This is a genomic window from Streptomyces sp. NPDC050287 (assembly GCF_044459385.1).
In the GTDB taxonomy this organism is placed as follows: domain Bacteria; phylum Actinomycetota; class Actinomycetes; order Streptomycetales; family Streptomycetaceae; genus Streptomyces.
In genome coordinates this window covers 25,468-36,914 of sequence record NZ_JBITIY010000003.1, presented here as the reverse complement: position 1 = coordinate 36,914, position 11,447 = coordinate 25,468, and the positions used below count along the sequence as shown (strand labels likewise).

Here is an 11,447-nt window from a genome sequence, read left to right as displayed (position 1 = left end):
CCTATGGGTCACAAGGAGTTCCTGACGGAAGCGGTACGGCTGGCCACGGAGTCGGTGGAGCACGGTTGGGGCGGCCCGTTCGGTGCCGTGCTCAGCCGGGACGGTGAGATCGTCGCTCGTGGCCAGAACCGGGTCCTCCTGACCGGCGACCCGACCGCGCATGCCGAGATCGAGACCATCCGCAAGGCGTCCCAGCTCCTCAACCCGGAGGCGCCCACCATCTCGGAAGAGCACCAGAACGAGGGGACCCTGGAATACGTGCCGCGCCCCGAAGGCTCGCCCGACGTGGTCCCGGAGCGGGCCCGGATGCTCCAGGGCTGTTCGATGTACATAAGTGGCGCACCGTGTCCCATGTGCATGAGCGCCATCTACTGGTCGCGCATCGACAACGTCTACTTCAGCTGCGACCTGGACGCCACGCGGAAGATCGGCTTCGATGACGTCTTCCAGTACGAGGACTTCAAGAAGCCGCTGGACCAGCGCCGGATCCACATCGAGCAGATCCACCCGGAGCTGGGCGCGAACGCGTACGAAACCTGGGAGAGGAAGCCGGACCGGCACGCCTACTGAACTGAAGGTTGGTCAGGCCGCCTTTGCGACTGGCTCAAGAATCGCCACAGCTCTTACGGCGCCCGCCCGGACCGGCCGGGGATCAGGTCGAGGCGCGGACGCTGAGTTCCGGTACCACCCAGGCGCCCTCCCCGGCGGCGGGCTCCTTCCCTTTCAGCATTTGCGTGACCTGCTCGACCGCGAGCCGCCCGACCTGCCGTTTGTCGATGCACAGGGTGGTCAGGGGCGGCTCGACCAATTCCCCGAGGGTCAGTCCGTCGAAGCCCAGGACGGCGATGTCGTCCGGCACCCGAAGGCCGCGGCGTCGCGCCTCCCGCATGGCGCCGATCGCGATCAGGTCGTTGAAGCCGACGACGGCGCTCAGGTCCGGATGCCGGTCCAGAAGGAGCGCGATGCCGTGCTCGCCGCCCGCCACGCTCTGGCCATCGGCGGGTGCGATCCAGTCCTCGTCGACCGGCAGTCCGTGGGCCCGCACCTCGGCCAGGAAGTGTTCGCCACGGAGGCTGTGCGTCCCCGGCAGCGCGCTGTCCAGCATCCCGATCCGGCGGTGTCCGCGTCCCATCAGGTGGCGGACTCCCTCCCGGACGCCGGCCTCGAAGTCGATGCCCACCGACCCGAACCGGGTCTCGTCCGGGGCCCGTTCCAGGAGCACGATCGGCAGCCCGGACGCGTAGCGGGCGAGCACGTCGTCGGCGCTGTCGCAGTAGCCCACGATCGCGTCGGCCTGCCGGGACAGCAGGTCGAGCGCCTCGCGTTCCTCCTCGGGGACGTTGCGGGACTCGCAGACCGTCACGTTCCAGCCCTGCGGTTTGGCCACCTCCAGCATGCCGGCGGCGACCTCCGGGAAGTACGGGTTGGCCAGGTCGGAAACGATGAGCCCGACGGTCACCGACCCCGGCCGCCGCAGGCCCCTGGCGTGCCGGCTGGGTCGGTATTCGAGGGTCCGAACCGCCGCGAGCACCCGCTCCTTCGTCGCGGGATCGATCTCGCCCTTGTCGTTGATCGCGCGAGATACGGTCTGCCGGGACACTCCGGCCAGATTCGCCACGTCCACAATCGTGGCCCGGCCCGCTCGGGTCGGAGCGTGAGCGGCATGTCGCTGCTCCTTGCCCGGTACCACCATCAACCGTCCTCACTCCCGCATCGACCGGCCCGCGCGCTGCCGCCACAAACCACTTCCAGGGGGGTTCTGCCTGGGCCGAGAACTGTAACCGGCCTCATCCGACCGCCACGGCGAAGATGTGCACCCCTGCCTCCTCGGGGTTGTTCCCCTCCCCGTACCGGGGAAGCGTGATCGACTCGAGCGTCCTGCCGGGGTCGAGCGGCGCCGCGCACCAGCCGATCCGGGCGGGCCGGTCGACACGCCCGGTGGGCCGGTTGTGGTATGGCGTCGACACCACCGTCTGCGCGGCGGCCGGATAGTCCCCCTCCCCCAGGGTGTCGAGGGCGAACAGCGGGATCTCCTGCTGGGTGCCGTCGGTGTAGGTCACCAGGCCCGGTCCGAAGCTGCGGTCGGCGGTTCCGGCGAGCAGGAACCCGATCCGGTCTCCTGAGCCCGTGATCCTGATGGTCTGCCCGTCGGCCCGTACGTTGTCCGGCTCCCCCGGGGCGACGTCGGGCCACCGGAACTCCATCCCCCCGTGTGCGACGTGCCCGCCGGGCACGATTCCGGCCGCGGCCAGCGCCTGGGCGGACAGGCTCATGCCGGTGCCGTCGAGGTCGCCGAGGGCGGGTGCGTCGTCGCTGCTGATCCCCGTGTTGTCACGGGCGGCGGCGAAGGAGCCGTGGATGACAGGCTCGGGCACCGTCGGATCGAGGTGGAGGGACAGGCTCAGCCGCGGGGTGGCCCGCGAAGTGAGGACACGCACCCGCACCTGGTCCACCGTCACGGGGTGTGGCACGGACACCAGACGCCGGTGCCCCACCGTCGTGCCGGTCGCGACCTGCGTCCACGCTCCCCCCAGCGGCACGTCGAGGGCGAAGCACTCCACATGTTGGCCGTGGGCGATGTCCTCGCTCAGGCCGACGACGTTGAACGTCGTCGGCTGCGGGAGCCGGACGACCATGTGCCCGAGCGGGTCCGCGTCGGCCGCCGCCCCCGCGGCGAGGTCATCGCCGTAGACGTCGCGCAGGACGCGGCCGAGTTCGGCGAGCCGCTCCACGTCCGGGCCGGCGAGCAGACCGCGCCGGTCCGGCGGCACGTTGAGCAGCAGTACCGCGTTGCGGCCCACCGAGTGCCGGTACAGGTCCATCAGCCGCGGCAGCGACTTGACGGCGGTGTCCTGGGAGGAGTGGTGGAACCAGCCCGGCCGGATGGAGACGTCGACCTCCGCGGGGTACCAGGCGAGGTGACCGGCCTGCCGCATGGGCCCGGGACCGGCGAGATCATGCTCCTCCTCGGCGACCGCGGTGGTCTGCGCGAACTCGGACGGCGCGCCGCTCATCGGGACGACGCTCCACTCGCTGTAGCGGGCGTAGCCGCTCTCGTTGCCGACCCACCGGACGTCGGGCCCGCCGACCGCGCAGGTGGCGTCGGGGGCCAGCGCGCGGACCATGGAGAACCACGCGTCGTGCTCGTAGTGCTGCGCGGTGGCGGTCGGGTCGGCGCCGTCCAGCCACACCTCGTTCACGGGGCCGTACTCGGTGAGCAGTTCGTACAGCTGGTTCAGGTAGTAGCGGTTGTAGTCGTCCACCACGTACGTGAACGACGGCAGTTCACCGGACTCGACGCGGGCCGCCCGGTCGTCGCCCGGCTCAAGGGTGGGGATGACGGACTTCACGGCGGGGCTGCCGTTGCCGTAGCAGCCGCCGGGGGCGCGGGACTGGTGCAGGTCGGCGGGCGAGAGGTAGAAGCCGAGACCGAGGCCGTGTTCGCGGGCGGCCTCGGCCAGTTCGCGTACGACATCGCCGTGGCCGCCGCGCCAGGGCGTGGCGGTCAGGGAGTGGCGGGTGTAGCGGCTGGGCCATAGGACGAAGCCGTCGTGGTGCTTGGCGGTGAAGATGACCGACCTGAACCCGGCGTCCGCGAGGCTGCGGGCCCACTGCCCGCAGTCGAGTTCCGCCGGGTCGAACAGGGAAAGGTCGTCCGTGCCCGTACCGCACTCCAGGCCGGTGAAGGTGTTGATGCCGAAGTGGAGGAACGCGACGAGTTCCTGCCGCTGCCAGGCGACCTGGCGGGCCGCGGGTCTGACCAGCGACGCCTTGCGGCGCCGGTCGTCGTCGCTGTCGTCCGGGCCTACGGTGACCCGGAGGGCGGGTTCGGAGGTCATGTGATTCCCTGTTTCCCTGGGTGCTCAGACGGCGTGGTTGTCGTTGACGAGACGGACGAGGGTGCGGGGGGTGACGACCTCGACCTGGGGCCCGAGTCCCTTGACAACTGTCTGCACGTCGGTCAGGGACTTGGTCCAGCAGTGCACCAGGACCAGCGTGTAGCCGTCGGCTGAGGTCGGGTCGGCGGGGCGCTTGTTGATGTCGTCGATGAGCTCGGGTTCCTCGGTCTGGCCGCCCCACAGGACGTTCCGCTGCGCGATCACGGGCTTGCCGTTCACCCACCGGATCCCGCCCTTCGCGCCCGGGCCGAAGTAGAACAGGGCGTCGATGTTGGGCTGCCGCAGATAGGGCTCCCACAGGTCGGACCGCTTGAAGACCGGCTGGTCGTCGAGGATCTCGCAGATCCGCAAGTTCCCCTTGCCCATGTACTCGTTGAGGGTGACGGCCTGGGCCTCGAGGGCGTCGGCGGGCATCTCGCTCGGATAGGTGTATCCGCGGCCGCTGGGGCCGGCGATGAAGTTGTCCCAGACCGGGCCGGCGGAGGCGTTCTCGTAGTACCAGCGCAGCGGGCCGGGGGCCAGGTCGACCAGGGAGGGACTGATGCCGTAGCCCACGTTGAAGCTGCCGCGCACGGGGTTGGTGAAGTACTCGTGCAGTCCCCACAGGTTCCAGGCCACGTTGTCGCCGTCGCTGATGACGAAGGTGACGTAGTGCTTGGCGGCGGTCGTCGGCGCGGGTTCCGGCTGCTGCGTCAGGCCGTCGGTGCTGTGGATGCCGCTCAGCACGGAGAGGTTGGGGGCCAGGTCGGTGGGGATGGAGGCGACGCCCTCCTCGGAGGCCTGCTGGATCATCGCGGTCTCGTCGTTGCCGTACCCCATGAGGGTGGCCTGCGGCTGCAGGGTGCCGAGGACACCGGCGCGCCACTTGGTCACGCCGTCGTAGAAGGTGAACGAGTCGGTGAGGGTGATGTAGTCGCGCAGGTGGTAGTAGACGGTGGGGTTCAGTTCCGCCGCGATGTGGTCGGCGAAGAGCGACTGGTAGGTGCTGTACGCCCAGTGCTCGTCCTTGTTCGAGACGTCGAGCAGCAGGCGGGTGACACCGAGGGCCTGGACGGCGCTCTCCTGCGTAGCGTCGACGATGAGGGCGTTCAGCGGGCCGCCCAGTGACGAGGCCACGTTGACCGACGCCGGGTTGGCCGTCATGTCGTAGCGGATGTAGCCGCGTACAAGGCGCCGGAAGCGGGTCAGCAGTTGCTGCCAGGTGGGGCGGTCGTCGTTCAGTGTGATCCCGTAGGTGGTGTGGAGGAAGTTCTTCCAGACCGCGCCCGGGCCGCCCTCGTCGATGAAGATTCCCTCGGCGGAGGTCTTGGCGACCAGGCCCTGGAGCGAGGCCACCAGCACCCGGTCCGGGTTGGAGGTGAGGTTGGCGGACGGGATCACGTCGAGCGAGCGCAGGGCGGTGCCTCTGGGCAGGAGGATTCCGGTCGGGGCGGGGGCGGTCTGCGCCGCCGCAGCGCCGGCCGTGGCGGGCATGGCGGCAGCGGCGGACGCGGCGAGGACTGATGTGGTGAAGGTTCTGCGACTGATACCGCTGCTCATGTGGACGCTCCTGGTGGGTACAGCCAGCAGTGCACCCACTGGCCGGTGGCATGTTCGGTACGGGCGGGGAACGACGTGCGGCACTCGTCGGTCGCCAGGGGACAGCGCGGGTGGAAGCGGCATCCCTGCGGCGGAGCGGCGAGGTTCGGCGGTTCGCCGCTGTCCTCGACGTCGGCGAAGACCGAGGCGGCGCCGGCCTTCACGGTGCGGGCCGGGTCGGGTGAGGCGCCGAGCAGCAGCCGGGTGTACGGGTGCTGGGGATTCTGGATGATCTGTTCCGTCGGACCGCCCTCGACCATCTGGCCCGCGTACATCACGTGGATCTCCTCCGCCAGGTAGCGGGCGCTGGCGATGTCGTGGGTGATGTAGAGCAGGGCCAGGTCCTCCTCCTCGCGGAGCCTGGCCAGCAGGTTGAGGATGTCCAGCCGCATCGACACGTCGAGCATGGAGATCGGTTCGTCGCCGAGGATGACCTTGGGGCCGACCGCCAGTGCCCGGGCGATCGCGACTCGCTGCCGCTGGCCGCCGGACAGTTCGTGGGGCAGCTTGCCCATGAAGTCCTTCGTCGGGGTCAGGCTGACCCGCTCCAGGAGTTCGAGCATCCGCTCCTCGATGTCGTCCCTGCCCGCCCGGCCGTGAATGCGCAGGGCGCGCTTGAGGTTGTGCCGGACGGAGTGCATGGAGTTGAGCGAGGCGAACGGGTCCTGGAACACCATCTGGACCTCGGAGTAGTACTCCCTGGAGGCCCGGCCGCGGCCCGGAAGGACCCTTTCACCGCGCAGCCGGATCTCGCCGGACGTCGGCGTGTACACCAGGGCGAACAGCCGGGCCAGAGTGGTCTTGCCGCTGCCGCTCTCGCCGACCAGGGCGACGATCCTCCCCCGCCGCAACTGCAGAGAGGCGTGCTCCAGCGCCTTGACGGTCGTCGCACGGCCGAGGCCGCCGCGGACCGTGAAGTGCATGGTCACATCGACCGCCTCCAGCACGGGCGGTTCCCCGGCGGACGCGGGTTCCGGGGTTTCCGCCCGTGCCTGCACGCCGCCGTCAGTGTCCGACAACATCGTCAGCCTCCTCTCGCACACCCTGCGGCCCCCGGCTCCCGGCCCGCTCCCCCGCCCCGTGCAGCAGGCACGCCACCGACTGCCCGTCCACCGGACGCAGGTCCGGCACCGTGCCGTCGCACGCCTCCAACCGTCGCGGGCACCGCGGATGGAACGCGCAGCCGGGCGGAGGTTCCCGCAGGTCCGGCGGCGAACCGGGAATGCCGCTGAGCCGGCGCACCGGTTCACGCAGCGGCGGGAACGATGCCCGCAGCCCCTCGGTGTAGGGGTGTTTGGGGTGGTGGTAGATGTCGAAGGCGCTTCCGATCTCGACGATGCGGCCCCCGTACATGATGGCGATGCGGTCGGCGAGCTCGACGAGCAGCGACAGGTCGTGGGTCACGAAGACCACAGCGAAGCCGAGCTGGGCGCGCAGCCGCAGGACCTTCGCGAGGATCTGACGCTGCATCACCACGTCCACGGCCGTGGTCGGCTCGTCCATGACGACGAGGTCGGCGCCGCAGGCGAGGGCGAGCGCGATGGTGGCGCGCTGGCGGGTGCCGCCGGACAGCTCATGGGGGTAGCGGCCGGCCTGGAGCGGGGTCAGTCCGACGAGGGCGAGCAGTTCCTCGGTGCGTTTCCGGGCGTCCTGCCGGCTCATGGTCCTGTCGTGTTCGCTCAGGACGTCACGGAACTGCGCGCCCAGTCGCATCACGGGGTTCAGGGCGTTCATGGCGCTCTGCAGGACGATGGCCATGTCGCGCCAGCGCAGTCCCCGCAGCTCCCGCTCGGTGAGGCCGACCAGGTCTACGGGCGCCCGCCCGCCGCCGGGACGGAAGAGGATCTCGCCGGCGGTGGTCACGGCGGGCGGCCTCTCCAGCCGCGTCAGGGCGGTGATCAGGGTGGATTTGCCCGACCCCGATTCGCCCGCTACGCCGAGGATCTCACCGCGCCTGACGGTGAAGGACACGTCGTCGCAGGCTCGCACGGAGCCCTGCTGCGCCACGTACTCGACGGTCAGGCCGCGGACGTCCAGCAGGACCTCGCGGTCGTCCGGCCTGGTCTCGCTGCCGTCAGCGGGCATGGGACACCCCCTTCGTCCGGCGTGCCTCCTGGGCGCGCTTGATCAGAGCCCGGCTGGCGCCCCGCAGGCGCGGGTTGGAGATCTCGTCGACACCGAAGTTGATCAGGGCGACGGAGGCGCCCAGCATGGCGATGCACAGGCCCGGTGGGGCGAACCACCACCACATGCCGCTGATGAGGGCGTTGCCCTGCTGCGAATCGCTGATCATGATTCCCCAGCTGATGGTGGAGGGGTCGGAGACCCCGAGGAACGCCAGTCCGGATTCCGCCAGCACCCCACCGACGAAGCCGCCGAGGAACATGGCGGAGATCCAGCCGATCAGGTGCGGCAGGACCTCGACCATCGCGAGCCGCCACCGGCTCTCACCGAGCATCCGCATCGCCAGGACGAACTCCCGGCTGCGCAGGCTCATGGCCTGGGCCCGCAGTGCCCGGGTGCCGCCGGCCCAGCCGAACAGGCCGATGATGATGCCGATCACCACTGGTCCGCCGCCGTGTGTGTATCCGCTGATCACGAAGATCAGAGCGAAGCCGGGCATGGTGAGGAAGACGTTGGTCAGCCCGGTGAGGGCGGAGTCGACGACGCCGCCGGCCAGTCCGGCGGTCACCCCGACGATCACGGCGATGGACGTGCTGAGAACCGAGGCGACCAGGCCTGCCAGCATCGACTCACGGGCGCCGGAGATCAGTTGCGCCATGACGTCCTGCCCGCTCGCGGTGGTACCGAGCAGGTGTTGCGCACTCGGCGGAGAGCTGATCGCGTTCAGGTCCAGCGCGGTGGGACTCTGGTGCAGCAGGTGCTGCGTGATCCACGGTCCGAACACGGCGAGCAGGCAGAACATGGCGAAGACGGTCACGCCTAGGCGCACCTTCCAGCCGGCCAGCAGTCTCTTGACCATGTGTGTGTCACCTCGTTTCCCTGGTCCGGGGATCCAGCAGGACGTAGACGGAGTCCGCGACGAAGTTGGCAAGCAGGACGGCGAGGGTGATGAGCAGGAAGACGGCCTGCATGGTCGGGTAGTCGCGGGCGGACACCGCTTCGAACAGCAGGAATCCCATGCCGGGGTACGAGAACACGATCTCGGTGAGCAGGGCGCCGCCGACCAGGCCGCCGATCGCGAGGGCGAAGTTGGTGATGCTGGGGAGCATGGCGTTGCGCGCCGCGTAGCCCAGCATGACCTTCCAGCCGGGCAGGCCCTTGGCCCGGGCCAGCAGCACGTAGTCCTCGCTGAGCGTGGTGACCATCATGTTGCGCTGGCCGAATACCCAGCCGCCGAACGAGGAGAAGACGATGGTGGCGACCGGAAGCAGGCCGTAGCGCAGCGTGCTCGCCAGGAACGGCAGGTTGAGGCCGGGCAGGGTGTCCACCGAGTAGCCGCCGGACACGGGAGCCCAGCCGAGCTGGACGGCGAAGACCCACACGGCGAGCAGCGCGACCCAGAAGTACGGGACGACGCCGACCACCGTCGACAGCGGGGTCACCACGGTGTCGAACCTACCCCCGGGCCGCCAGCCGACGACGATGCCGAGGCCCACGCCGATGACGAAGGCGAGCACCGTCGAACTGCCCACCAGCACGAGGGTCCAGGGCAGAGCCGCCCTGACCACGTCGATCACCGGAACCGGGTACTTGCTGACGGACAGTCCCAGGTCACCGTGGGCGAGTTGCCCGAGGTATCCCAGGTACTGGGAGAACAGGGGCTTGTTCGGGTTGCCGAAGAGCAGCTGGATGGAGTGGACGGTCGCGGGGGGCGGTATCTGCCCGTTCCGCTGGGTCATCGCCTGGATGATCGCCTGCGCCGGGTTACCCGGCATGAGCCGGGGGATGAAGAAGTTCAGCGTGACGGCGACCCAGGTGACGAAGAGGTAGAAGCCGAGCCGGCTGCCGAGCCAGGTCCACCTGGTGCGGCGCCGGGCCGGGCGCGCGGCCTCCCCGGCCCCGCCCTGCTGGGCGAGACCGGTCTCGGAGGCGATCAGGGGGGTGGTCATGAGGGTCTCCCTCAGCCCTTGGCTGCCGTGAGGTGCATCAGCGTCGTGATGAGCTCGGTGCCGGAGCCGGTGTCGGCGAGGTAGTCGGGCTCGGCCGCCGGCGGCCAGCCGGTCCAGTGAGCCGCGTTGGCCGCTCCCGCGGCGCCGGAGGAGAAGAGCGGGATGGTCGGGACCTGGTCCACGAAGATCGCCTGGGCCTGCATGCCCAGCTTCTTCAGCTTGTTCTGGTCCTCGGTGCCGGCCATCCGGGCCAGGATGCTGTCGTACGCGGAGTTGCGGAACCGGACGCTGTTGTTGCTCGCCTCCGTGCCGATGGGCACGGCCAGATTGCCGTTGAGCTGGTTCAGGGCGGTGTAGATGCCCTCGCCGCTGGACAGCCAGGTGGCCGCGAGGTCGTACTGGCCCTTGGCGATCTCGTCCCCGGTGTTCGCGCCGCCACGGAGCTTGACGTCGATCCCGAGCGTCTGCTTGACCTGCTGGACGACGAGTTGGGCGATGGTCATGATGAAGGGCGTGTCGCTGGGCGCGACGAACGTGACCGGCAGCGCCTTGCCGTCCTTCGTCAACTGGCCGCTCTGGACGGTGTAGCCGCCTGCCTGCAGGGACGCCTTGGCGGCGGCGACATCCTGCTTGCGGGGTGCGAGGTACTTGGGGTCGATCCAGTCCTGGTAGGTCTTGGTCGACAGCCCGGTGGGGCTGGCGGGCGGCTCCACGATCGGCAGTTTGCTGGACGCGAGTTTCGTGATCGCCTCGTTGTCGACGGCGTCGGCGAAGGCGCGGCGTACGTTCACGTCGTTGAAGGGCGCCTTGGCGTTGTTGAGCATCACCGACACCACCGAGCCGTCCCACGCCATGATGAAGTGGTGGTTCTTGGGGTCGGCGGCGACGTAGCTCTTCGCGTCGATGTCGCAGGTGCAGAAGTCGATGCTGTTGTTCTGCAGTTGCGTTTGGATGTTGGCGCTGGTGGCGGCGATGTACTTGAGGTTCGCCATGGCCGGCTTGCCGCCCCAGTAGTCGGTGCGGGCGGCCATGGTGACGGCCTGCGGGGAGAAGGCCTTCACGGTGAAGGGGCCGGTGCCTACGGGTGTCTTGTCCACGTAGGTGAGCGGGTTGCGGTTCCCCCACAGCTTCTGCTCGATGATGTTGATGTTCTTGAGGTCGCCGAGCTGCTGGTAGGCCGCGGACTTCCAGGTGACCGCGACCGCGTCGGAGCCCGCCGCCTTGACGGCCGAGTACGTGGCGCCGCCCAGCTTGGGGTTCTTCAGCAGCAGGTTGAGGCTGTACACCACGTCGTCAGCAGTGAGCGGGTTGCCGTCGGAGAACTTCACCCCGGGCCGGATGGTGAGGACGGCGGTACGGCCGCCGTCCGACCAGGTCCATGACTTCGCGAGCCAGGGGATGAGCACGCCGCCCTTCGCGCGGTTGGACGCGACCAGTGGCTCGTAGACGATGTTGAGGCCGGGCCCGGTGTCGGACTGGCTGAACGGGTTGAAGTTGTTGGTGAAGGTCGGCGCACTGTTGGGCGCCTCGACGTTGATGGTGCCGGTGGTCGCCGAGGCCTGCTTCGCAGTGCCTGCTGAGCAGGCAGCGAGCGACAGAGCCAGCCCGACCGCGATGGCACAGGGCGCCGCCCGCCCCAGCCGCTTTCTCATGGTGGGTGTTCCTTCCACAGACGTGCTTGGTTGTCGGCGCGCTCGTCGTGTCGCGCGTGTGGCCTCAGCGATAGGGGCCGACCAGAGGAGAAACATCGGAGCTCTTGGCGCACAGCACTCTGTGGGGGACGCACGCCGGTAACGATCCCGGGATCGTTCACGGGCTCTGTTGCGAACCGACTATGAGCGGGCGCCAGTCGGTTGTCAACACTTCCGCAGAGACCTTTCCTTCCAACTGGGTTCTC

General features: G+C 69.3%; 9 protein-coding genes. 1 reads left to right on the top strand and 8 read right to left on the bottom strand.

Annotated elements, in window-relative coordinates:
- Nucleotides 1-3: 3 nt before the first annotated feature.
- Complete coding sequence (locus ACIBK3_RS10670; protein ID WP_399364054.1) at nt 4-570, top strand: nucleoside deaminase; 567 nt, start codon at nt 4-6, stop codon at nt 568-570.
- A gap of 82 nt (nt 571-652) precedes the next feature.
- On the opposite strand, the gene ACIBK3_RS10665 is transcribed toward ACIBK3_RS10670, so the two are convergent.
- The 8 genes from ACIBK3_RS10665 to ACIBK3_RS10630 form a co-directional block, all read right to left on the bottom strand.
- Nucleotides 653-1,693 (bottom strand): LacI family DNA-binding transcriptional regulator, encoded by a 1,041-nt coding sequence (locus ACIBK3_RS10665; RefSeq protein ID WP_399364052.1) that lies wholly within the window; start codon nt 1,691-1,693, stop codon nt 653-655.
- 94 nt (nt 1,694-1,787) lie between these two features.
- Nucleotides 1,788-3,839 carry an alpha-L-fucosidase gene (locus tag ACIBK3_RS10660; RefSeq protein WP_399364050.1) on the bottom strand — a complete coding sequence of 684 codons (2,052 nt, stop codon included), beginning with the start codon at nt 3,837-3,839 and terminating at the stop codon, nt 1,788-1,790.
- Nucleotides 3,840-3,863: 24 nt separating this feature from the next.
- Nucleotides 3,864-5,438, bottom strand: a complete 1,575-nt coding sequence (locus tag ACIBK3_RS10655) for a GxGYxYP domain-containing protein (RefSeq protein ID WP_399364049.1) — start codon at nt 5,436-5,438, stop codon at nt 3,864-3,866.
- Nucleotides 5,435-6,499, bottom strand: a complete 1,065-nt coding sequence (locus tag ACIBK3_RS10650; protein ID WP_399364047.1) for an ABC transporter ATP-binding protein — start codon at nt 6,497-6,499, stop codon at nt 5,435-5,437. Before ACIBK3_RS10650 ends, ACIBK3_RS10655 begins: the two co-directional genes overlap by 4 nt.
- Entirely contained in the window at nt 6,483-7,562 is a 1,080-nt protein-coding gene (locus ACIBK3_RS10645) for an ABC transporter ATP-binding protein (protein WP_399364045.1), read from the bottom strand. The genes ACIBK3_RS10650 and ACIBK3_RS10645 overlap by 17 nt, the downstream gene beginning before the upstream one ends.
- Nucleotides 7,552-8,460, bottom strand: a complete 909-nt coding sequence (locus tag ACIBK3_RS10640) for an ABC transporter permease (protein ID WP_399364043.1) — start codon at nt 8,458-8,460, stop codon at nt 7,552-7,554. Before ACIBK3_RS10640 ends, ACIBK3_RS10645 begins: the two co-directional genes overlap by 11 nt.
- 7 nt (nt 8,461-8,467) lie before the next feature.
- On the bottom strand, nt 8,468-9,550 hold the full coding sequence (locus tag ACIBK3_RS10635) for an ABC transporter permease (protein WP_399364041.1): 1,083 nt from the start codon (nt 9,548-9,550) through the stop codon (nt 8,468-8,470).
- 11 nt (nt 9,551-9,561) lie between these two features.
- On the bottom strand, nt 9,562-11,202 hold the full coding sequence (locus ACIBK3_RS10630) for an ABC transporter substrate-binding protein (RefSeq protein ID WP_399364039.1): 1,641 nt from the start codon (nt 11,200-11,202) through the stop codon (nt 9,562-9,564).
- Nucleotides 11,203-11,447 lie beyond the last annotated feature (245 nt).

Excerpts from the sequence above, each read along its gene's own strand:
- ACIBK3_RS10645 (WP_399364045.1), bottom strand. The coding sequence starts at position 7,562 with ATGCCCGCTGACGGCAGCGAGACCAGGCCGGACGACCGCGAGGTCCTG.
- ACIBK3_RS10630 (WP_399364039.1), bottom strand. The coding sequence starts at position 11,202 with ATGAGAAAGCGGCTGGGGCGGGCGGCGCCCTGTGCCATCGCGGTCGGG.
- ACIBK3_RS10670 (WP_399364054.1), top strand. The coding sequence starts at position 4 with ATGGGTCACAAGGAGTTCCTGACGGAAGCGGTACGGCTGGCCACGGAG.
- ACIBK3_RS10635 (WP_399364041.1), bottom strand. The coding sequence starts at position 9,550 with ATGACCACCCCCCTGATCGCCTCCGAGACCGGTCTCGCCCAGCAGGGC.
- ACIBK3_RS10650 (WP_399364047.1), bottom strand. The coding sequence starts at position 6,499 with ATGTTGTCGGACACTGACGGCGGCGTGCAGGCACGGGCGGAAACCCCG.
- ACIBK3_RS10665 (WP_399364052.1), bottom strand. The coding sequence starts at position 1,693 with ATGGTGGTACCGGGCAAGGAGCAGCGACATGCCGCTCACGCTCCGACC.
- ACIBK3_RS10655 (WP_399364049.1), bottom strand. The coding sequence starts at position 5,438 with ATGAGCAGCGGTATCAGTCGCAGAACCTTCACCACATCAGTCCTCGCC.
- ACIBK3_RS10640 (WP_399364043.1), bottom strand. The coding sequence starts at position 8,460 with ATGGTCAAGAGACTGCTGGCCGGCTGGAAGGTGCGCCTAGGCGTGACC.
- ACIBK3_RS10660 (WP_399364050.1), bottom strand. The coding sequence starts at position 3,839 with ATGACCTCCGAACCCGCCCTCCGGGTCACCGTAGGCCCGGACGACAGC.